This window comes from Daejeonella sp. AP26 (assembly GCF_056680515.1).
In genome coordinates this window covers 3,519,469-3,541,768 of the sequence record NZ_CM155286.1, presented here as the reverse complement: position 1 = coordinate 3,541,768, position 22,300 = coordinate 3,519,469, and the positions used below count along the sequence as shown (strand labels likewise).

Sequence of the window (22,300 nt, the reverse complement as noted above, 5' to 3'; positions counted from 1 at the left end):
TACAGGTTTACAAAAAATTAAGCGCAAAAAAAATCCCGATGTTTCCATCGGGATTTCTAAAAATATATTAAGCTCCTAACTGAACCCGCTTGAAAGCAGTAACAGTAAGACCTTTTTCAACCCCATTTAAAAACTGGGCAACTGTCTTAGACGAATCTTTAACAAATTCCTGGTTTAGTAAAGTAGAATCTTTATAGAATTTATTCAATTTACCAGCAGCAATCTTCTCAACCATCTCTTCTGGTTTACCTTCTGCACGAATCTGATCTTTCGCGATCTCAAGTTCACGCTCAATCGTTCTTGAATCAACGCCATCCTTATCGATTGCAACCGGATTCATGGCAGCAATTTGCATGGCCACGTCCTTTCCAGCCTCATCAGCACCAGCCGCATCTGCGTTTAAAGCTACTAATACACCTAAACGGTAGTTACCGTGGATGTAAGCAATTACTTTCTCGCCTGTAACGGTTTCATATTTCGAAACGCCGATTTTCTCACCAATCTTTCCAGTCTGATCTAAGATCAAGTCAGAAACTTTAGCACCGTTCAATTCGTAACCAGTTAATTCTTCCAAAGAAGCTGGGTTCTTTTCAACAGCAAGGTCAGCTATGCTGTTAGCAAAAGCTAAAAAGTCAGCATTCTTCGCTACGAAATCAGTTTCGCAATTTACTTCAATAACAAAACCTTGTTTACCGTCAGCAGAAGTTTTAGCAATAACTACACCTTCGTTTGATTCGCGGTCAGAACGGCTAGCCGCTACTTTGGCGCCTTTTTTACGCAGGTAATCAATTGCAGCTTCAAAATCTCCGTTAGCTTCGGTTAATGCTTTTTTACAATCCATCATTCCGGCACCGGTTTGCTGGCGTAACTTATTTACATCTGCGGCAGTAATTTGTACTGTAGACATTTTTTTGATTTTTTAAATGATCGTTATATAAGTGTGGGCTGTAGATTGCAGGTTGTCAGGTTTCCCGTCAACTTACAATCTACAACCCACATTAATTTTTACTCTTCTGATTTAGCTTCAACCTCAGTCTTAGCAGTTACTTCCTTTTCAGTTGCAGCAGCAGCTGGTTCGGTTGCAGCTGGTTCAACAGCTTCAGCTTCAGCAGTTACCTTGCGGGTGCGTCTTGCCGGAGCTTCTTCACCTTCAGTATCAACCTTTGCTTTAGCAGCAGCAGCTTCTTTGTCGCTTTCCTCGTCTTTTTCACGCTTACGTTCATCTAAACCTTCGTGAATCGCTTTCATGATGATGTCCATGATCAATGTGATTGACTTTGTAGCATCATCATTTGCCGGAATCGGGAAATCAATGTTTGAAGGATCAGAGTTTGTATCAACCATTGCAAACGTAGGGATGTTTAATTTCATCGCCTCAGCAACAGAGATATGCTCTTTCTTCACATCAATAATGAATAATGCAGCCGGTAAACGGTTTAAGTCAGCAATACCGCCTAATAAAGACTCCAACTTAATACGCTCACGCTGAATCATCAGCTTTTCTTTCTTCGATAAAACATCATAAGTACCGTCTTTAGTCATCTTATCGATGTTAGACATCTTTTTGATTGACTTACGAACAGTCTGAAAGTTAGTTAACATACCACCTAACCAACGTTCGGTTACGTACGGCATGTTTACTGAACGCGCTTGCTCAGCAACAATGTCTTTAGCTTGTTTCTTGGTAGAAACAAACAAAACTTTGCGACCTGATTTTACGATCTGTTTGATCGCAGCAGCAGCTTCTTCCAGTTTAGTTAATGTTTTATTTAAATCTATAATGTGGATGCCATTGCGCTCCATGAAAATGTACGGTGCCATTTTCGGATCCCATTTGCGGGTAAGGTGACCAAAGTGTACACCTGCATCCAATAAATCCTGATATGTTGTTCTTGCCATTGTAGTATCCTCCTGAGATTAACGTTTACTAAATTGAAATTTCTTACGGGCTTTCTTACGACCTGGTTTCTTACGCTCAACCATACGGTTATCACGTGTCATCAGTCCTTTTGCGCTCAAAGAAGCTTTCGTCTCTGGATCCAGCTCTACAATTGCTTTGGCAATAGCTAAACGAACAGCACCTGCTTGTCCGTTAACGCCACCACCTGCTACGTTTACATTCACATCGAACTTTCCGATAGAACCGGAAACTTCCATAGATTGTGTAACAACGTATTGCAATGGCAATGTTGGAAAATACTCTTTGTAATCTTTACCATTTACGGTAATGTTGCCGCTTCCCTCAGTCAGATAAATGCGGGCAACTGCTGTTTTTCTTCTTCCTGAAGTGTTTGTAGTTGACATTTTTTTTCTCCTTTAATTACGGTTTAACGGTCTTTGGTGTTTGAGCAGCATGCGGATGTTCTGCACCAGCGTACACAAAAAGGTTTTTGTATAAAGCCTTGCCCAAACGGTTTTTAGGTAACATACCACGAACAGCTTTTTCAACTACGCGCGTTGGATGTTTTGCCATTAACTCCTTTGGAGAAATAAATTTCTGACCACCTGGGTAACCCGTATAAGAAACGTACTGCTTCTCTTCGAATTTGTTTCCGGTCAGTTTAATTTTGTCTGCATTGATAATGATCACATTATCTCCGCAGTCTACGTGTGGGGTGTACGATGGCTTGTGTTTTCCTCTGATCATCATTGCGATCTTAGAAGACAAGCGCCCCAAAATCTCGCCTTGAGCGTCAACAACTACCCATTCTTTGTTAACGGTTGCTTTGTTGGCAGAGACAGTTTTGTAACTTAACGTATTCACTTGCTTGAATTTAAAATATTTAACGATTTCTATTAACCCTAAAATTAGGGACTGCAAAGATAGCCGAATTACTTTAAAAGTCAAGTCCTTGACAGAGAAATTGTTTCGAACGATTTAATCGCCTTGTTCTGCCTTTTAAACCAATCATTAGATAATAGGGCGACGATCCCGACTATTACACGCTTACTTGACGGGCCTGCGAACCTCTTAAAAAATATTGCAGCGCATCAATACCCCGTGTTGTGGGCAGGCGTAGGAAATCATTCCTATTATAACATCTATGACACTAAGTATATACTCACTATATGATAACAGGGTGTTTACTATATCTTGATCGAAGGATGACATAGTAAGCACATAGTAAGCACATAGTAATCACATAGTAATCTACGGTTCGATCCTTATCAGTTGGGGAACCCGTCTTTGCTTATTATTTGAGGTTGAGATGCTGAGTAAGTTTCAATGAATTTTTAAATGAAAGGCTGAGGTTTGTGTTTTTTTAGAAAACTTTAAATTAAAAACTATCTTTAATTAAGATGATTTATCATTTGAAAACCTCTTTAACTTAACCTTATGAGATTTCTTATTTTACTAATATTGTTTGCTATTACTACCTATGCTACCGCGCAGGAATTACCCGCTCGCTGGGATGAACTGACCACCAGCGATTGGTTCAAGGCAATGGAGAAATCTTCTAAAACATGTATTCTTCCTATTGGGATTCTGGAAAAACATGGACCGCATTCCCCCTTAGGTACCGACCTGATACACGTTAGGGAAGTAGCTGCCCGAGCGGTTAAAAATGAATATGCGGTTGTCTTTCCGGACTATTTCTATGGTCAGATCAATGAGGCACGCCAACAACCGGGGACATTTGCTTTACCGAGCCGTTTGATTTACGAACTGCTCGAAGCTACCTGCGATGAGATTGCCAGGAATGGCTTTACAAAGATCGTCATTCTGAATGGTCATGGCGGTAACCCTGAGTTCCTGCAATTCTTTATGCAGTCGCAGCTAAATAAGCGGAAGAATTACGTAGTATACCTGTACACTCCTGAAGAGGATAAGGCTTATAATGAAAAATATACGTCGATGCGTAAATCCGACCCTTCCGGCGACATGCATGCTGGAGAACGGGAAACTTCCACACTTTTATATCTACGGCCTGATGTGATGCGGATGGACCAAGCTGCGAAAGAATCTGGTGCTAATCAGGACAGGTTGAAGATACCCGGCGTTTACACTCCAATCTGGTGGTATGCGGGTTTCCCTAATCATTATGCCGGCGAAGGCGCAAAGGCAACAAAGGAGTTGGGCAAGTTGATAGCCGATCATGAGATCAGTTCATTCAGTAAAACCTTAAAAGCCATCAAGGCTGACACTAAAGCGTTGGAGCTGCAGAATGAATATTATGACCGGGTAGATAAGGTGAATAAGTAAAAGTTTCCAAATGCTTATTTAGTATTTTATTCCTGTTGAATCTGTTTGCGACGAATCGATCATTTGTTGGTTGAGGAGGGATTTAATTCACTTAAATCCGCGCTATTATCTGCCCAGATCAACATGAAAAGGGCGTGCTGAGTAATTGATTGGCATATGCCCACCCATATGTGCAATCTGGTGGCATTGTTGTTGCACTAATTTCAATAATCATTTGAGTATAATTATTTTAGACAAGAGAACTGATTGAAAAAAATAACATCATATTTGCATATTCAATGATGCGTTTTCCTCAAAAAGAACGTTTAATTAAAACTGATCTTCAACAACAGTATTTTTTAACGGGTAAAAAGTAATTGTCCACAATATCAGAATCTCATTTTTTTAGCTAATCCCGTATATTTTAATTTTGGTCATACTTATTTTCTTTTTCGCCCACTGGTTTCTTTCGCTGTTTTTCCAGACTTTTTTTCTTCACAGGTATGCATCGCATAAAATGTTTACATTCAGCAAGGGATGGGAAAAGGTGTTTTACACAATGACTTATATTTTCCAGGGATCGTCATTCTTAAATCCCAGAGCTTACGCTATTTTGCATCGCATGCACCATGCATATAGCGATACGGAGCAGGATCCGCATTCTCCCCATTTCTTTAAGGACATTTTCAGAATGACCTTTCATACAAAGAATATTTTCCAAAATGTATTGAAGTACAAGCATCTTCCCGAGAAGCGTTTTACAGGAAATTATCCGGAATGGAAGTTCATGGATTTCCTGGGCAACACGGCACTCTCCAGAATTGGATTCGGAGTTCTCTATACTATCTTTTACGCTTTTTTCGCCACTCAATGGTGGATGTTCTTACTATTACCCATTCATTTCTTGATGGGTCCGATTCATGGAGCAATTGTAAACTGGTGTGGTCATAAATACGGTTATTCTAATTTTGACAATAAGGATCAATCTAAAAATACGACGCCTGTTGATTTCCTGATGTTGGGTGAGCTATTTCAGAACAATCATCATAAATATCCTAACAGTCCGAACTTTGCTAAAAAGTGGTTTGAGTTTGATCCCGTGTATCCTTTCATGCGCTTTCTGCACTGGGTAGGGATTATTAAGCTTCGTAAACTAGCATAGTAACCCCGAACAAATTACCGGTATTTGTAATTTTTGAACTGTTTTATTGAATTGGCTAAATATTATTTGATATTTGCAAAAAAAAGCACAAGCAGTTTTAAGAAAAAATGACTATTTCCTCTTTAAATATGAAAACTTATTATCCGGCCATGACGGTTTGGATGGGTAAGTTGTATGGAAATTTTAATTCTTCTAGATTGGTCATAAAGGTCCGACGACCTTATATGCTAAGGGCTTGAGTCTGGCATAACCTCCCAATAACCGGTATCCTACCGGAAGCGTTATCAACAAAGATTTTTTAACCAAGTAAAGACTAAAACCGTAGTCTTTTTTCCGCCTTAAAAACCGGATTTTTTCTTCAGAACACATGAAAGAAAACGAGTTTGTTGTAATACCTGCAACAAGAGAACACATTCATTACGCAGATACGATCTGCAATGAGATGGCCGAATCTGCAAAAGCCCGGGGAACCGGTATTGCCCGTCGCACACCCGATTATGTAGCTGCAAAAATGCTTGAGGGCAAAGCTGTAATAGCCTTGCACCCCGACGGCCGTTGGGCAGGCTTCTGTTATATAGAAACCTGGGGACACGGTGATTTTGTGGCGAACTCCGGTTTAATCGTAAGTCCTGAATTCAGGAATTGTGGATTGGCGAAAGCCATCAAGTACCGGATTTTTGAGCTCTCCAGACAGAAATATCCAAACGCAAAGATCTTTGGCCTGACCACCGGGCTGGCGGTTATGAAAATCAATTCTGAACTAGGGTATGAACCGGTTACCTATTCTGAACTTACTCAGGATGAAGAGTTTTGGAAGGGTTGCCAGAGCTGTGTGAATTATGATATCCTAATGAGTAAGGAGCGAAAGAATTGTATGTGTACAGCCATGCTTTGGGATCCAGAAGAGAAAGCAAAGGAGATTGAAGAGAAGATGAAAAAGATCTCCCATAAGTCAACGCTGCTGGAACGAATAGAAGAAAAGTTAAAGAAATCGATGAAGTCAATTGGGCCGTTTTTAATGGTCACTCCTAAAATTCTGCAAGATTAATATGAAAAAGAAAGTTGTTTTAGCCTTTAGCGGGGGCCTTGATACCTCATTTTGTTCTATATACCTGGCTCAGGACCGTGGACTGGAAGTGCATTCTGTGCTGGTAAATACTGGAGGTTTTTCTGATGAGGAACTTCAGGAAGTAGAAAAGCGCGCCTATGCTTTAGGGGTAACTTCGCACGCCACGATTGATGAGACAGACAACTACTATCAGTCTTGCATCAAATACCTGATCTATGGCAATGTGTTGAAAAACGCAACCTATCCTTTATCGGTAAGTGCTGAACGAGTTAGTCAGGCTACTGCGATTGCTAACTATGTGAAGAAGATTGGTGCAGATTATGTGGCCCATGGAAGTACAGGAGCCGGCAATGACCAGGTGCGGTTTGATATGATCTTTAATATATTGATCCCGGGTGTGGAAATAATTACTCCTATACGTGATCTGAAATTAAGCCGGGAAGCTGAGATAGAGTATCTTCAAAAACACGGGGTAGAGTATAGTGCAGAGAAAGCAAGATATTCCATTAATAAAGGGATTTGGGGTACATCGGTTGGCGGAAAGGAAACTTTAACATCTAATCAGACTCTTCCCGAAGAAGCATGGCCTACTCAGGTGACTGAAACAGAAAGCCGGGAAATACAATTGACTTTCGAAAAAGGCGAACTGGTAGGTATTGATAATGAAGAACTATCACCAGTTCAGGCAATCCAGAAGTTGCAGGCTATTGCTCAGCCTTACGGCATTGGAAGAGACATTCATGTTGGGGATACCATTATCGGAATTAAAGGCCGGGTGGGCTTTGAAGCAGCGGCACCATTAATTATTATAAAAGCTCATCATACTTTAGAAAAGCATACGCTTACCAAGTGGCAGCTAAGCTGGAAAGATCAGCTTTCTTCCTTTTATGGCAACTGGTTACACGAGGGTCAGTTTCATGACCCGGTTATGCGGAATATGGAAGCCTTTTTATCGGATACTCAAAAAACAGTATCGGGGAAAGTGTTTGTTCAGCTGCACCCTTATCGTTTCCAGATTATTGGAATTGAATCAGAACACGATTTGATGTCTAATAAATTTGGCAGTTATGGCGAAATGAACAATACCTGGAGCGGCGAGGATGTAAAAGGTTTTTCTAAAATCTTTGGAAACCAGGTTATGATCTGGAATAGGGTGAATGAAGGGCTAGAGGGGTAAGAGGTTGAAGGCTGGAAGCTTGAAGGGAGATGGTTGAAGGTTGGAAGGTTGAAGGTGGGAAGGTAAATGGTTTGATGTAATGTAATAAGGATTGACTATGAGCGAGAAACGCATTAAGGCAGGTATTGTAGGTGGCGCGGGTTATACCGGTGGTGAACTGATCCGGATATTGATCAATCATCCGCAGGTTGAAATCGCGTTTGTGCATAGCAACAGCAACGCCGGCAATCCCGTTTCTGAAGTTCATACAGATCTGTTTGGTGATACGGAGTTGAAATTTAGTGGCAACGAGATCTTAGAAACCCTCTCCTCCGGAGAGGGTTTGGGTGAGGCCGATGTTTTATTCTTATGCGTCGGTTACGGTGATGCAAAGAAGTTTTTAGATTCCAATAATATCAATGAAAGAGTTAAGATCATCGATTTAAGCCAGGATTTCAGGTTATCCCGCAACTCTCAATTAAAGGCACGTAATTTCAAGTACGGACTCCCTGAGCTTAATCGTGAAGAAATAAAAACTGCTCAAAATATCGCAAACCCAGGTTGTTTTGCCACATCTATTCAACTGGCATTATTACCGCTTGCGTCAAAAGGTTTGTTGAATGGTGAGATACACATTAATGCCACGACCGGTTCAACCGGTGCCGGGCAAAGTCTTTCTACAACGTCACATTTCAGCTGGCGAAATAACAACCTGTCGGTTTATAAAGCTTTCGGGCATCAGCACCTCAATGAAATCAAGGAGTCTGTAAATCAACTTCAGGAAAACTTTAGTGATGAACTGAACTTCATCCCCCAGCGTGGTGATTTCGCCCGGGGCATTCTGGCTGCTATTTATCTTGATTGTGATTTAACACAAGAGGAGGCTGAGAAACTATATTCAGAGTTCTATAGTTCGCATCCCTTTACCCATATAAGCAAGAAGAATGTGGATCTGAAGCAGGTTGTAAATACGAATAAATGTCTGATCCACGTGGAGAAGCACGGTAACAAACTCTTCATAGTTTCGATAATCGACAACCTTGTAAAGGGAGCGAGCGGACATGCGGTGCAGAATATGAATTTAATGTTTGGTTTCGACGAAACCTCAGGCCTCAAATTAAAACCAGTTGCATTCTAATGGAATTATTCGACGTTTATCCAATCAACGATATTGAGATCGTAAAAGCCTGTGGCAGTACTGTTTGGGATGAAAAGGGTGTCCGATACCTGGATCTCTACGGCGGTCATGCCGTCATCTCCATCGGACACACGCACCCTCATTACGTAAAGCGAATCACCGATCAGCTGAATAAAATTGCCTTCTACTCAAATTCCATTAAGATTCCTTTGCAGGAAGAACTGGCGGACAAGCTTGGTCGTGTTTCGGGAAAGGAGGACTACCAGTTATTTCTATGTAATTCAGGGGCTGAGGCTAATGAAAATGCGCTGAAACTTGCTTCTTTCTATAACAGTCGGAAGAAAGTAATTTCATTTTCACGTGCTTTCCACGGCAGAACTTCCCTGGCGGTAGCGGCCACTGATAATCCCAAGATTATTGCGCCTGTAAACGAAACTGACAATATTGTTTTCCTTCCGCACAATGATGAGTCCGCTCTTGAACAAGCCTTTGCTGAGTTTGGTGATGAGATCTCATCGGTAATTATTGAAGGTATTCAGGGGGTCGGCGGCATACGATTGGCATCTAACAGCTTTCTGCAAAAGATCAGATCATTATGTGATCAATATGATGCGCTTTTCATTGCTGACAGCGTTCAGTGTGGCTATGGTCGGAGCGGTAAGTTTTACTCGCACGATTTTGCAGGCGTAGATGCCGATATTTATACGATGGCCAAAGGGATGGGCAATGGCTTTCCCATTGGCGGAATTTCAATTGCACCGAAATTTAAACCATGGCACGGCATGTTGGGTACTACTTTTGGTGGTAATCACCTGGCTTGCGCTGCGGCATTAGCAGTGCTGGAAGTTATCGAAGAGGATAATCTGATGCAGAACGCAGCTTCAGTTGGTGAATACCTAATGAAAGAATTGAAAAAATTTGACCGGGTATTAGAGGTTCGTGGCTTGGGTTTGATGATCGGAATAGAATTACCCGATGAATTATCACATGTAAAGAAGGATTTACTCTTCAAGCATCGTATTTTTACGGGTGAAGCTAAACCAAATATTATCCGTCTGCTTCCGGCTTTAAACTTATCGAAAGTTGAAGCAGATGTTTTTCTTGACGCATTCTCAAAAACTCTCAACGGATGAAGACATTTTCCTCAGTAAACGATATTGATAATCTTCAGGACATTGTGCAGGAAGCACTTTCTTTAAAGGAATCGCCGTATGAGTTCAAGCAGTTAGGTAAAAATAAAACGCTGGGACTGGTTTTCTTAAACCCGAGCCTTCGAACCCGATTGAGCACTCAGAAAGCAGCTTTAAACCTGGGGATGAATGTGATGGTGATGAATTTGGACAAGGAAGGCTGGGCGCTTGAAACGCAGGATGGCGTGGTAATGAATGGCTCTACGGTAGAGCATATTCGCGAAGCCGCCGCCGTAATGGGTCAGTATTGTGATATTCTGGGTTTACGTTCTTTTCCTAAACTGGAAAACCGGGATGAGGATTATAGCGAAGATCTATTCAACAAATTTGTCAAATATTGCGGTGTTCCTGTTGTGAGCCTGGAAAGCGCAACCCGTCATCCGCTTCAAAGTCTGGCAGACCTAATTACAATCGTGGAACACGCAAACAACTCCCCTTACTTTTCAGGGGAGGGCCGGGTTAAAGCGAAACCTAAGGTTGTTCTAACCTGGGCTCCTCATGTGAAGCCTTTACCTCAGGCTGTCCCTAACTCTTTTTCAGAGTGGATGTGTAAAGCGCAAAAGGAAGGTCTGCTTGATTTTGTGATCACTTATCCGGAAGGCTATGAACTTGCTGAGGAGTTTACCGATGGGGCTACGATCACCTTTAAACAAGACGATGCCTTGGCCGATGCCGACTTTATATATGTTAAAAACTGGTCGAGTTACAGCGACTACGGTAAGATTTTAAACGACGGGGAAGGCTGGATGCTTACAGAAAAAAGATTAAAGCAAACCAATGCTGCTAAAGTGATGCATTGCCTGCCTGTGCGCCGGGATCTTGAACTTTCATCTGAGATTTTAGATGGACCACATTCTTTAGTTATTGCTGAGGCCGGCAACCGGCTTTGGGCTGCGCAGGCCGTTTTGAAAAGAATGCTAACCGATCTGGTATAATGAACCGTCTGACCGTTGTTAAAATAGGAGGAAATGTTATTGATAACCCGGAAAGTTTGGAGAGATTTTTAACCGATTTTGCCGACCTTGATGGATACAAAATACTGATTCACGGTGGTGGAAAAATAGCGACAAAACTTTCAGCTGATCTTGGAATAAAAGCGACACTGGTTGAAGGCCGAAGGGTGACGGATGCTCAGAGCCTAAAGGTAGTTACCATGGTATATGCCGGATTGATCAATAAAACCATAACCGCAGGCTTACAAGGCAAACATTGCAACGCTATCGGTCTGACAGGTGCGGACGGAAATATAATCAAAGCGGTTAAGCGACCTATTCGCAAGCATCCGATTACCGGCAGTGATCTTGATTATGGCTTTGTGGGTGATCTGGATGAAAACTCAGTGAATATTGAATCTATTGATAAATTGCTTCAGGCTGATTTTGTTCCGGTTTTTGCTGCCATTACACATGATGGATCAGGCCAGCTTTTTAATACTAATGCTGACACTATTTCCTCAGTACTAGCAGCTGCTATGTCAGGACGATACACTACATCCCTTGTATATTGCTTCGAGAAAAAAGGCGTGTTGCAGAATATTGAAGATGAAGATTCAGTTATTACTGAAATCAGCTTAAAAAAATATGCAGATTTAAAGCAGCAAGGCATCATAAACGAGGGTATGATACCTAAACTGGATAATGCTTTTGATGCCATATCAAAAGGCCTTAAGCAAGTTTACATTGGGAAAGCTGATGCTTTGCCTTCCTTAAGAGAACAGAATTTTGGCACACGGTTAATTAAGTAGTAATGGAATTATCAACGAAAACAGCAGTTTTAGGAAGCGGTAATATTGGAATGTCGCTAGCAAAAGGCCTCGTTAAGGCCGATTATTGCAAACCGGCTGATATAACCTTAACACGGCGTGATCTGCAACACTTATCGGAGCAGGCCGACCTTGGTTACAAGGTTAGCAATGATAACTTTGCTGCTGTTGCCAAATCCTCAATTGTTATAATAGCAGTGTTGCCTCAGCAACTGGATCAGGTTCTTGAACAGATAGCTGGAGCTATTGATCCGCATAAACACCTTGTAATTTCCGTGGTTTCTGGCGTTACCTGCGCGAATATCCGGTCTAAATTAGGAAATGACGTCCACGTTGTGCGAGCCATGCCCAATACGGCGATTGCAATATGTCAATCTATGACCTGTATTGCCACGGATAATGCAACCGCAGAAGATTTAGTAGTCGTCACCAAAATGTTTGACACAGTGGGTTCGGTGATCCAGATAAACGAAGATCTTATGACTGCCGCCACAGCACTATGTGCTTGTGGCGTTGCTTTCTTTTTGAGGGGCATACGTGCTGCATCACAAGGTGGCATTGAGATTGGTTTTCATGCAGAAGATGCATTGAGAATGGCCGTGCAAACGGCTAAGGGAGCGGCAGATCTGCTTCTCCATAATCAAAGCCATCCGGAACATGAAATCGATAAGGTAACTTCTCCAAAAGGTTGTACCATTGCCGGCTTGAATGAAATGGAACATCAGGGGTTCAGTTCTTCTTTAATTAAAGGCATTAAATTGTCGGCAATTAAAGCCGGGGAACTATACAAAAAAGAATAATATTTCAATGGTTGAGACCCTTGTGGACCGCAGCATAGCACTTCTTAAAAAACTCATTCAAACTCCCTCGTTCAGTAAGGAAGAGGACGGTACTGCTGCAATCATTGAGCTTTTTCTACATCAGAGCGGGATAAAAACGCATCGGAAGAATAATAATATATGGGCATTTAATAAGGCTTTCGACGTCAATAAACCTACCCTTCTGCTTAATTCACATCATGACACGGTAAAACCGAATACCGGATATACCCGTGATCCCTTTTTAGCAGATGAGATTGACGGCAAACTTTACGGACTTGGAAGTAATGATGCCGGCGGTTGCTTAGTTTCTTTAATCGCGACCTTTCTTCATTATAATGACCGCGAGGATTTAAAATACAACATCTGCCTTGCCGCGACGGCGGAAGAAGAAATATCTGGCATTAACGGCCTTGAGCTAATATTGCCGGAGCTGGGAGACTTGGAGTTTGCTATAGTCGGCGAGCCAACTCAAATGCAACTTGCCATAGCCGAGAGAGGTTTGATGGTTCTGGATTGTGTCTCAGAAGGCAAATCAGGTCATGCTGCCCGTGAGGAAGGAGACAATGCCATTTACAAGGCTATTAAGGACATTGAATGGTTCCGAACTTATCGCTTTGCTAAAGAATCTCCGCTTTTTGGCCCCGTAAAAATGAGTGTAACTATAATTGAAGCTGGTTCTCAGCATAATGTTGTGCCAGCCACATGCAAGTTTACTGTAGACGTGCGGGTTACTGATAGTTACCGAAATGAAGAAGTTTTGAAGATAATCCGGAACAACGTAAGCTGCAAGGTTACGCCACGGTCTGTACGTTTAAAATCATCCTCAATCAGTACAGGCCATCCAATCGTACAGGCTGGTATTTCGATGGGGCTTCGAACATATGGCTCACCCACAACAAGTGACCAGGCCTTGCTTGATATTCCTTCATTAAAGATGGGTCCTGGTGATTCTGCAAGATCTCATATGGCTGATGAATTCATCTACCTTAACGAAATCAAAGAAGGAGTGGAAGTTTATACTAAAATGTTGGACCGGATCTTAATTTAATGAAAACGAAGCTGGATATAGCTCTCGAAAATGAGCGGGTTTTATTAAGGCCGCTTGCTGTTTCAGATGAATTTGAATTACAAGCAATTGCCAATGACAAAGATCTATGGGTATATGGTCTGGCCGATCTTAGTCAGCCTGGCGAATTAGAAAGATATATCAAAAGTGCCCTCGCTGCCCGCGATGAAGGGGTATGTTCTGTTTGGACAATTATAGACAAGCAAACGAATTCAATAGCCGGCTGTACGCGCCTTGCCGAAATATCATGGAAAGACGAACGCGGTCAAATCGGCTGGACCTGGATCGGCAAACGATTTCAGGGAAGCGGATTGAATAAAGCAATGAAACATTTGATCCTCAAATATGGATTTGAGGAGTTAAATCTCAATAGAATTGAATTAAAGGCTGACGAGCGTAATGTTCAGTCACGAAAAGCTATAAGAGGCATTGGTGCTACTGAGGAAGGCATATTACGACAGCACATGAAGCTACACAATGGGTATCTGCGGAATTCTGTTTTCTATAGCATATTAAGATCCGAATGGCAGGATATTGAATCCAGATATTTTAAAGTGATCGGATAAGATTGAATGTCTGCAATACCCATAAGTCGATAGTAGCTCGAATAAACAGCAGTAAATTAATAACTAAACAAACACAATGAAGCTCTGGCAAAAGGATAAAGAAGTAGAGAAGTCGGTAGAGAAATTTACGGTTGGTAATGACCGCGAACTGGATATGCAGCTCGCTCGTTTTGATGTGCTGGGTTCACTGGCTCACACCCGAATGCTCAATGAGATCGGTTTGTTGGATGATGGCGATTTAGCACAGGTTCAAGCTGGCCTGAAAGATATTTTTAAGGAAATTGAACAGGGTGATTTCATTATTGAACCTCATGTCGAAGATGTCCATTCGCAGGTTGAGTTATTATTAACAAAACGAATTGGTGAAGCTGGCAAAAAAATTCACAGCGGACGCTCACGCAATGACCAGGTTCTTGTTGATCTGAAGTTGTTTTTTCGGGATCAGATCCGGGAAATGGTAAGTAATAGCAGTTTGTTATTTAATCAGCTTATCGAACAAAGCGAGGAGCACAAAGCTAAGCTCTTACCGGGCTATACTCATTTACAGATCGCTATGCCATCTTCCTTCGGTTTATGGTTTGGTGCTTATGCCGAAAGCTTAGCCGATGATATGGAACTCATGCTGGCTGCGTGGAAGATTTGTAATAAAAATCCTCTTGGTTCAGCAGCTGGGTATGGTTCTTCATTTCCTTTGAACAGAACATTAACAACTGAACTACTCGGCTTTGATTCGCTGAACTACAATGTCGTTTACGCGCAGATGGGTCGAGGTAAAACCGAAAGGATACTAGCCCAAGCCATGTCATCAATAGCGGCTTCGTTAGCGAAAATGGCTATGGACGTCTGTTTATTCATCAATCAAAACTTCGCATTCATCAGTTTTCCGGACGAATTGACAACAGGGTCGAGCATCATGCCACATAAAAAGAACCCGGATGTTTTCGAGTTAATACGCGCGAGGTGTAATAAGATCCAGGCTTTACCGAATGAGATAGCGTTGATGACCACCAACCTGCCGTCGGGTTACCACCGTGATCTGCAACTGCTTAAAGAAAACCTTTTTCCGGCATTTCAATCATTAAATGAGTGCCTGGAAATGACTGCATTCATGCTCCAAAATATTACAATTAACGATGACATTCTGAAAGATGATAAATACGCTTATCTGTTTAGCGTCGACGCTGTAAACGAAGAAGTGCTAAAGGGGGTGCCCTTTCGGGAAGCCTATAAGTTAATTGGAAGTCAGATTGAGAAGGGAGAATTTCAAGCTTCCGGACAAGTTAATCATACTCATGAGGGAAGCATTGGCAACCTTTGTAACACGCAAATAAGAGAGGCTTTTAATAGCACATTGCAGGGATTTACTTTTAAGAAAGTGGAATCAGCGATTGCCGCCCTACTTGGAAAACAAGCATAATATCATTAACTTGAAACGGTCACCAAGGCCATTTAACTATAAATAAAATTAATTGGAATGAGTGTATCTACATTAGCGCAAACTTTAAAAGGATCAGAAATAATTAAGATCGGTGGTGAGATCAATGAGCTGAAGAAGAGGGGCGAGAAGATTGCAAACCTGACTATCGGTGATTTTGATCCAGCTATTTTTCCAATCCCTGCTGGTTTAAAGCAGGGTATTATTGATGCCTATCACGGGAATCATACTAATTATCCACCTGCCGACGGTGTAACGGTGCTGCGTGAAAATATCTCGGTATTTTTAAATGAGCGCTATCATCTTAAATATGATATCAATGAAATTCTAGTAGCCGGTGGTTCACGTCCCTTAATTTATGCCACATATCTTGCCCTGGTTGATCCGGGTGATACGGTTGTTTATCCCACACCTTCCTGGAATAACAATCATTATTGCCACCTTTCAGGTGCAAATGGAGTAGCAGTCCCCACGTCTGCTGCCAATAATTTTATGCCCACTGCCGATGATCTTCGTCCGCATTTAAAGGGCGCAACGCTGCTGGCCTTATGCTCGCCCCTCAATCCCACAGGAACGATGTTTACTAAAGGCGATCTGGCAGATATATGCGACCTGGTAATAGAGGAGAATAAAAGCAGGCCGGCAAATGAAAAGCCTTTATATATCCTATACGATCAGATCTACTCACTATTGACATTTGGGGATCATGAACACTTTGAGCCTATCACCATGCGCCCTGAGGTCAGAAAGTATGTCATCTTCATCGATGGTATCTCAAAATGTTTTGCTGCAACCGGTGTACGGGTAGGCTGGTCATTTGGTCCGAATGAAATTATTGGAAAAATGCGTTCTATCCTTGGGCATATAGGTGCATGGGCTCCTAAAGCAGAACAAATTGCCACATCGAAGTTCTTAACTCAGACCGATGATTTGAATGCTTATCTAGCATCGTTTAAAAGTCAACTTCAGCTAAGTTTGGATACTCTTTATAGGGGTGTAATGCACTTAAAGTCTGAGGGCTTCCAGGTAGACTCTATATCTCCGATGGGTGCGATCTACCTGACGATTAAGGTTGATTATGCAGGCAAGACAACCCCTGAAGGAGATTTGCTAAAAACCAGTGCGGATGTTAACTTCTATCTTATCAAGGAGGCAAAGATTGCACTTGTTCCCTTTTCAGCGTTTGGTTCTGATGGCAATATGAACTGGTTCAGAGCATCCGTGGGCGGATGTTCGTTATCAGATATTGAAACCATGGTACCGCGACTGAAAGCAGCTCTTGAAAAGCTGAAGTAAGATTCCCATCTATTCTTATTATTTATAATTTTAAAATCACTTCTAATGACCCTGGGAACCCTATATCTAATTCCGGTACCACTGGCAGAGAACGCAACTGCCAAGTCTTTTACACCCTTCCTTACTGAGACCATCAATCACATCAGTGAATATATCGTAGAGAATAGTAAAACCGCCCGAAGATTTTTAAAGGAAGCCGGTTTACAAATTCCGCAAAGTGAGCTGATCGTTCATGATTACGGGAAACATAACAGGGATAACCTCGCTGAATTTTTCACGGGGTTACTGAACGGAAAGGATGTAGGCTTGATGAGCGAGGCTGGATGTCCGGGAATTGCCGATCCCGGCGCAGATATCGTTGCTTACGCGCATAAAAAAGGAATTAAGGTTGTTCCTTTAGTCGGTCCAAGTTCTATTTTACTTGCCCTGATGGCTTCCGGATTCAATGGGCAGAGTTTTACATTTCACGGGTATCTCCCAATCGATAAACTTCAGCGCTCACAAAGAATTAAGGAATTGGAAGGCCTGGCTGAAAAACATAATCAAACTCAGTTATTCATCGAAACCCCCTTCAGGAACAATCCGATGCTGGAGGAAATATTGCGATCCTGCAAACCCCAAACGCAGCTTTGCATAGCTTGTAATCTGACAGCAGAAGATGAGATGGTTCAAACTAAGAGCGTTGCTGAGTGGCGAAAACAGGTGCCTGAACTTCATAAAAAGCCTGTGATCTACCTTTTATCTAAGTAGGTAAGATCGGATTAGTCAAATACTTCGACAACGTCATCTACAGACGCCCATACCATATAAGGATGCGAGTCCCAGTGATACATTTCTCCGTTGGCAGAAATTCCAATAATGCCGGCAAATCCGTCGAATGTTTTTAACTCACCGAAGGATTTGTCAGTTGCCTCCTTCAATGAAAACCCATCTGTCACACGGGTTACGATTTTAGCAGCCAGTGCAGCGCTTACAATATCTTCTCCTACGCCTGTACAGGAAATAGCAGCATATTGATTTGCGTAATTCCCCGCAACAGTCGCAGAATCACTGACCCGGCAGGGGATTTCAAACCCTTTGCCACCTGTAGAAGTGGCAGCGGCCAGGTTTCCTTCTTCATCCAGGGCCACACAGCCAACTGTACCTTTGCGGGATGCCTCAAGTTTTTGATAATATTCCTGACGCCGTAGTTCAGTCTCCGGATTGAAGAAGTCAAATCCATTTTTCCGTGCAAAGTCTAAAGCTCCCTCGCCGCTTAGAACGCTATCGTCATACCCTAACAGCTTTTCGGCTATTTGAATAGGATTTTTTACGTCTTCAACATTTATGACTCCTGAAAACTTTTTGGATACGCTATCCATCAACGATGCGCTTAATCTGATCTTGCCATCGCTTTGTACCTGCGAACCTAGCCCTGCATTGAAGAGTTCGCAATCCTCCAATAATGAAACTGCAAAAACAACGGTCTGAAGCGCTGTGTGGGTTTTCAAATAAGCAGCAGCTTGTATTGCAATATCCGACAGAGCATCCTGCTTTGCCTTTTTTACTTCCTGGTTGGTGTTCGACTCGCTGAAGAAACCGCCATGAATGATCAATTTAGATTTCATTTTCCTATTCCTTCACCTTAATAAAGACACCTTCTTCTACCTTAACCCCCTTGTTAATGCTAAGCTCGTGCTTATGCAGATCGTACTTGTCGAAGATCGACATCACATGTACCCGAAGATTATCAATGGAGACCGGCGCTCCCATCTGTACATCGTAAATGCTTGTTTCACTGATAAACCTTCCATCCACCAGGATTGTTAATCCGGAACCGATAGCTTCCATGGTATCTCCGTTAGTTATTAAAAGTCCCGCATCTTCTCCTAATCCGATGCCAAGCATTCCCGGATTACTTGCAACGGCATAGAATAACCGACCTATCCTACCGCGTTGTACAAAATGTGTGTCAATAATCACAGAGTCAATAAATCCGAGCCCTGCGGTAATCTGAACTTCTCCCTTTATCAGTGCCTCGCTGCTACTGCCTCGATAAATCATGTTGGTAGAGGCCGCAGCGGCCCCTGCCGATGTGCCGGCGATCATGAAGTCTTCATCAATATATTTTTTCTTCAGAATCTGAAGAAACTGGGTGCCGCCGAAAATTGAGCTTAATCGCAGCTGATCGCCGCCGCTGAACATAATCACATCAGCCTTCTGAAGCCTTTCTATGTATGCCCGATTATTTGCATCCTCGCGACTTTTAATGTGCAGAACGTTGACATTGTATACTTGCAGCTGGTTGAAAGACTTGATATATTCAACGCCTACGATATCAGGGATTTGAGAAGCCGTGGTTATAACCTCCACTACCGACTCTTCCTTTTTGGCAGATTCTGTAATGATTCTCTTTAAAATTCCGCGTTCAAAAAATTTGATGTAATGGGGATGGCTGATATTCTCGTTAAAATTTAAGGAGCTTCCCAGATCTACTGCACCGCCAATGATAACGAGCTTACCTTTTGGAACCATAATTGAATATATTTACTGCAACTTGTCAAATATAGAACTCAAGGTTAGAAGTTGAAACATAAGTTTATAACTTATCCACAAAACTTTATCTGATTTATTGGGTTTTTGTACTGATTTTTGTCCCGATAAACATTCCTTTTCATACTTTCATAGCCACAATAATCCCTTATGAGTTTAAGAAAAAGTGAAAACTTATTGGATTGGTTGAAACGCTATGCTCGCACTGTAGGGTCTCGTCATTAATATATCAGACATATCACAACATCACCGGTTAAAAAAAAAATATACTCTAAAAATGAAAATACTTGGTATACAAGTTCTAAAAGGTCCAAATATCTGGTCTATCCGACGTAAAAAACTTATCCAGATGCGACTTGATCTGGAAGAACTGGAGCAATTTCCTACTAACAAGATCCCTGGTTTCAGAGAGGGGATTGAGAAACTCATACCAAGTTTAATTACACATCGTTGTTCACCAGGGCGTCAGGGTGGATTGTTCGAAAGAATTGACAAGGGAACCTGGATGGGCCATGTTATTGAACACATTGCACTCGAGATTCAAAGTCTGGCAGGAATGGAAACCGGCTTTGGCAGAACCCGGGAGACTAAGACGAGTGGTATATATAATGTAGTTTTCAGCTATTTAGAAGAATCTGTCGGTGCTTTTGCTGCTGAGGCCGCTGTTAATATAGCCCAAGCCCTGATAGACGGGCGCGAGTATGATCTTGATAAGGACATACTGACCATGAAAAAAATGCGGGAACGCGAACGCTTCGGACCAAGTACTGCGTCGATTATTGACGAAGCGGTAGCCCGAAAAATACCATATATCCGCTTGAACAGCAATTCACTTGTTCAGCTGGGCTATGGAAAAAACCAGGTGCGCTTTCGCGCTACCATGACCGATAAAACTAGTAGCATCGCAGTAGATCTTGCCGGCAATAAGGACGAGACAAAACGAATCTTAAAAGAACAGGCCATACCTGTTGCTAAAGGTTTAACTATTCACAACGAAGAAGGATTGCAGGAAGCGATTAGAAAAGTTGGTTTTCCCTTAGTCTTCAAACCCTTAAACGGCAATCATGGTAAGGGAGCTACTATTAATGTAAAAACTGAAGCCGAGGCCATAGAAGCCTTCGCTCATGCTCAGAAATTCTCTCACCGGGTAATTGTAGAAAGTTTCATATCAGGTCATGATTTCAGGGTTCTGGTAATTGATAACCGGATGGTTGCGGCAGCTCAGCGTGTTCCGGCCAATGTGATCGCCGATGGGGTTCACACCATCCAGGAATTAATAGAGACTGAAAACAATGACCCTAGAAGAGGCTATGGACATGAGAATGTGCTAACGGAGATTACCATAGACCGGGACACCATGGATTTACTGGCCAAACAAAACTATACGCTGGAAACCATTCCTGCTAAAGGTGAAGTTATCTGTCTGAAGTCAACTGCAAATCTGAGTACCGGGGGGACATCGATCGACGTAACCGATATGGTTCATCCGCAAAACATATTTATCTGCGAGCGAATTGCGCGCGTCATAGGTCTTGATATTTGCGGAATAGATATTATGGCGATGAACTTAACCGAACCTTTAACTGACAATGGGGGAGTGGTTCTTGAAGTGAATGCTGCACCGGGTTTCCGGATGCATCTGGCACCAAGTGAAGGATTGCCACGAAATGTAGCTGCACCGGTTTTGGATATGCTGTATCCGCCCGGAAAGTCGGCAAGTATTCCAATCATTGCGATAACTGGTACTAATGGTAAAACAACTACGACGCGCCTGATAGCCCATATCGTTAAAAACAATGGCTACAGAGTAGGCTTTACAACTTCAGATGGAGTTTATATACAAAACTCGATGATGTTGAAAGGTGACACCACCGGACCTGTAAGCGCGGAGTTCGTAATGAAAGATCCCACCGTTGAATTTGCGGTACTGGAAACAGCCCGGGGTGGTATCCTTCGCTCAGGGTTAGGTTTTAGTAACTGCGACATCGCTGTCGTCACTAATATTCAGGAAGATCATTTAGGAATTTCCGATATACATACGCTTGAAGACCTGGCCAAAGTTAAGCAGGTTATTGTCGGAGCAGTCAAAAGCGACGGCTGGGCAATATTAAACGCGGATAATGAACACTGTGTTCGCATTGGCCGCGAGGCGAGGTGTAATGTTGGGTTTTTCACTCTCGATGAAAAAAATCCAGTGGTTGTTGATCACTGCCGTAAAGGCGGCATCGCTGCGGTATACGAAAACGGCTTTCTGACGATAAAAAAGGGAGACTGGAAAATCAGGGTAGAAAAAGTAACCCATGTGCCCATCACATTCAATGGAACGGTTGACTTTATGATCCACAATGCCCTGGCCGCTTGTCTGGCTACCTTTGTCTGGGGATTTAAGATTGAAGATATCCGCCTTTCACTTGAAACCTTTGTTCCGTCAGCAGCTCATACTCCTGGTCGTATGAACATCTTCGAGTTTAAGGATTTCAAATTAATGGTTGACTTTGCTCACAACCCTGCGGGATTAAACGGTATCGGAGACTTCTTAGCTACGCTTGATGTGAAACGTCATACCGGAATCATATCGGGAACTGGTGACCGGAGAGATGATGATCTTCGCGAGATAGGTCGTATCTCTGCACGGATGTTCGACGATATCATTATTTGCCAGGAGAAGTATCTTCGGGGTCGGGCTTATGAAAACGTGGTTTCGTTGATCGTGGAAGGTATCAAAGAAGTAAAACCTGAGGTTCCCCTGGCCATTATTCCGAAAGGTGATGAAGCTTTAGCTTATGCTATAGATAATGTAACACCGGGTTCGTTTATCACCATAATTGGCGATTCGGTCAGCCAGGCATTAGAATCTGTACAGGCGTACCAGGATAGGGAAGCGGGAATTAAAGAAGGGTAACAACTGAACATTCCAATGCTCG

At 42.4% G+C, this 22,300-nt stretch carries 21 protein-coding genes; 15 read left to right on the top strand and 6 right to left on the bottom strand.

Annotated elements, in window-relative coordinates:
- Positions 1 to 67: 67 nt before the first annotated feature.
- The 4 genes from tsf to rplM form a co-directional block, all read right to left on the bottom strand.
- On the bottom strand, positions 68 to 907 hold the full coding sequence (gene tsf / locus AC1MCB_RS15070) for a translation elongation factor Ts (RefSeq protein ID WP_479965534.1): 840 nt from the start codon (positions 905 to 907) through the stop codon (positions 68 to 70).
- Between the two features lie 98 nt (positions 908 to 1,005).
- Positions 1,006 to 1,899 carry a 30S ribosomal protein S2 gene (gene rpsB, locus AC1MCB_RS15065; protein ID WP_479965533.1) on the bottom strand — a complete coding sequence of 298 codons (894 nt, stop codon included), beginning with the start codon at positions 1,897 to 1,899 and terminating at the stop codon, positions 1,006 to 1,008.
- Positions 1,900 to 1,917: 18 nt separating this feature from the next.
- On the bottom strand, positions 1,918 to 2,304 hold the full coding sequence (gene rpsI, locus AC1MCB_RS15060) for a 30S ribosomal protein S9 (RefSeq protein WP_479965532.1): 387 nt from the start codon (positions 2,302 to 2,304) through the stop codon (positions 1,918 to 1,920).
- 16 nt (positions 2,305 to 2,320) lie between these two features.
- Complete coding sequence (gene rplM / locus AC1MCB_RS15055) at positions 2,321 to 2,764, bottom strand: 50S ribosomal protein L13 (RefSeq protein ID WP_479965531.1); 444 nt, start codon at positions 2,762 to 2,764, stop codon at positions 2,321 to 2,323.
- Between the two features lie 573 nt (positions 2,765 to 3,337).
- Here rplM and AC1MCB_RS15050 point away from each other — a divergent pair.
- The 14 genes from AC1MCB_RS15050 to AC1MCB_RS14985 all read left to right on the top strand — a co-directional run bounded on the left by AC1MCB_RS15050 (position 3,338) and on the right by AC1MCB_RS14985 (position 17,594).
- Complete coding sequence (locus AC1MCB_RS15050) at positions 3,338 to 4,204, top strand: creatininase family protein (protein ID WP_479965530.1); 867 nt, start codon at positions 3,338 to 3,340, stop codon at positions 4,202 to 4,204.
- Positions 4,205 to 4,613: 409 nt separating this feature from the next.
- Positions 4,614 to 5,345 carry an acyl-CoA desaturase gene (locus AC1MCB_RS15045; protein WP_479965529.1) on the top strand — a complete coding sequence of 244 codons (732 nt, stop codon included), beginning with the start codon at positions 4,614 to 4,616 and terminating at the stop codon, positions 5,343 to 5,345.
- Between the two features lie 367 nt (positions 5,346 to 5,712).
- Positions 5,713 to 6,393 carry a GNAT family N-acetyltransferase gene (locus AC1MCB_RS15040; protein WP_479965528.1) on the top strand — a complete coding sequence of 227 codons (681 nt, stop codon included), beginning with the start codon at positions 5,713 to 5,715 and terminating at the stop codon, positions 6,391 to 6,393.
- A gap of 1 nt (position 6,394) precedes the next feature.
- Positions 6,395 to 7,591 carry an argininosuccinate synthase gene (argG, locus tag AC1MCB_RS15035; protein WP_479965527.1) on the top strand — a complete coding sequence of 399 codons (1,197 nt, stop codon included), beginning with the start codon at positions 6,395 to 6,397 and terminating at the stop codon, positions 7,589 to 7,591.
- A gap of 97 nt (positions 7,592 to 7,688) precedes the next feature.
- Positions 7,689 to 8,708 (top strand): N-acetyl-gamma-glutamyl-phosphate reductase, encoded by a 1,020-nt coding sequence (gene argC, locus AC1MCB_RS15030; RefSeq protein ID WP_479965526.1) that lies wholly within the window; start codon positions 7,689 to 7,691, stop codon positions 8,706 to 8,708.
- Positions 8,708 to 9,841 (top strand): aspartate aminotransferase family protein, encoded by a 1,134-nt coding sequence (locus AC1MCB_RS15025; RefSeq protein ID WP_479965525.1) that lies wholly within the window; start codon positions 8,708 to 8,710, stop codon positions 9,839 to 9,841. The genes argC and AC1MCB_RS15025 overlap by 1 nt, the downstream gene beginning before the upstream one ends.
- On the top strand, positions 9,838 to 10,833 hold the full coding sequence (locus AC1MCB_RS15020) for a Rossmann-fold NAD(P)-binding domain-containing protein (protein WP_479965524.1): 996 nt from the start codon (positions 9,838 to 9,840) through the stop codon (positions 10,831 to 10,833). Before AC1MCB_RS15025 ends, AC1MCB_RS15020 begins: the two co-directional genes overlap by 4 nt.
- On the top strand, positions 10,833 to 11,642 hold the full coding sequence (gene argB, locus AC1MCB_RS15015) for an acetylglutamate kinase (protein WP_479965523.1): 810 nt from the start codon (positions 10,833 to 10,835) through the stop codon (positions 11,640 to 11,642). The genes AC1MCB_RS15020 and argB overlap by 1 nt, the downstream gene beginning before the upstream one ends.
- Positions 11,643 to 11,644: 2 nt before the next feature.
- Positions 11,645 to 12,460, top strand: a complete 816-nt coding sequence (proC, locus tag AC1MCB_RS15010) for a pyrroline-5-carboxylate reductase (RefSeq protein WP_479965522.1) — start codon at positions 11,645 to 11,647, stop codon at positions 12,458 to 12,460.
- Between the two features lie 7 nt (positions 12,461 to 12,467).
- Positions 12,468 to 13,529, top strand: a complete 1,062-nt coding sequence (locus AC1MCB_RS15005) for a M20 family metallo-hydrolase (protein ID WP_479965521.1) — start codon at positions 12,468 to 12,470, stop codon at positions 13,527 to 13,529.
- Positions 13,529 to 14,113, top strand: a complete 585-nt coding sequence (locus tag AC1MCB_RS15000; RefSeq protein WP_479965520.1) for a GNAT family N-acetyltransferase — start codon at positions 13,529 to 13,531, stop codon at positions 14,111 to 14,113. Before AC1MCB_RS15005 ends, AC1MCB_RS15000 begins: the two co-directional genes overlap by 1 nt.
- A gap of 76 nt (positions 14,114 to 14,189) precedes the next feature.
- Positions 14,190 to 15,530, top strand: coding sequence for an argininosuccinate lyase (argH, locus tag AC1MCB_RS14995; protein WP_479965519.1), 1,341 nt, complete (start codon positions 14,190 to 14,192; stop codon positions 15,528 to 15,530).
- A gap of 57 nt (positions 15,531 to 15,587) precedes the next feature.
- Positions 15,588 to 16,844 (top strand): pyridoxal phosphate-dependent aminotransferase, encoded by a 1,257-nt coding sequence (locus AC1MCB_RS14990; RefSeq protein ID WP_479965518.1) that lies wholly within the window; start codon positions 15,588 to 15,590, stop codon positions 16,842 to 16,844.
- Positions 16,845 to 16,889: 45 nt separating this feature from the next.
- Positions 16,890 to 17,594: an SAM-dependent methyltransferase gene (locus tag AC1MCB_RS14985; protein ID WP_479965517.1), complete on the top strand. Its 705-nt coding sequence runs from the start codon at positions 16,890 to 16,892 to the stop codon at positions 17,592 to 17,594.
- Between the two features lie 11 nt (positions 17,595 to 17,605).
- On the opposite strand, the gene AC1MCB_RS14980 is transcribed toward AC1MCB_RS14985, so the two are convergent.
- Positions 17,606 to 18,451, bottom strand: a complete 846-nt coding sequence (locus AC1MCB_RS14980) for an isoaspartyl peptidase/L-asparaginase (protein ID WP_479965516.1) — start codon at positions 18,449 to 18,451, stop codon at positions 17,606 to 17,608.
- Between the two features lie 4 nt (positions 18,452 to 18,455).
- Positions 18,456 to 19,358 carry a cyanophycinase gene (locus AC1MCB_RS14975; RefSeq protein WP_479965515.1) on the bottom strand — a complete coding sequence of 301 codons (903 nt, stop codon included), beginning with the start codon at positions 19,356 to 19,358 and terminating at the stop codon, positions 18,456 to 18,458.
- A gap of 295 nt (positions 19,359 to 19,653) precedes the next feature.
- On the opposite strand from AC1MCB_RS14975, the gene cphA reads away from it, so the two are divergent.
- Complete coding sequence (cphA, locus tag AC1MCB_RS14970) at positions 19,654 to 22,278, top strand: cyanophycin synthetase (RefSeq protein ID WP_479965514.1); 2,625 nt, start codon at positions 19,654 to 19,656, stop codon at positions 22,276 to 22,278.
- Positions 22,279 to 22,300: the final 22 nt, after the last annotated feature.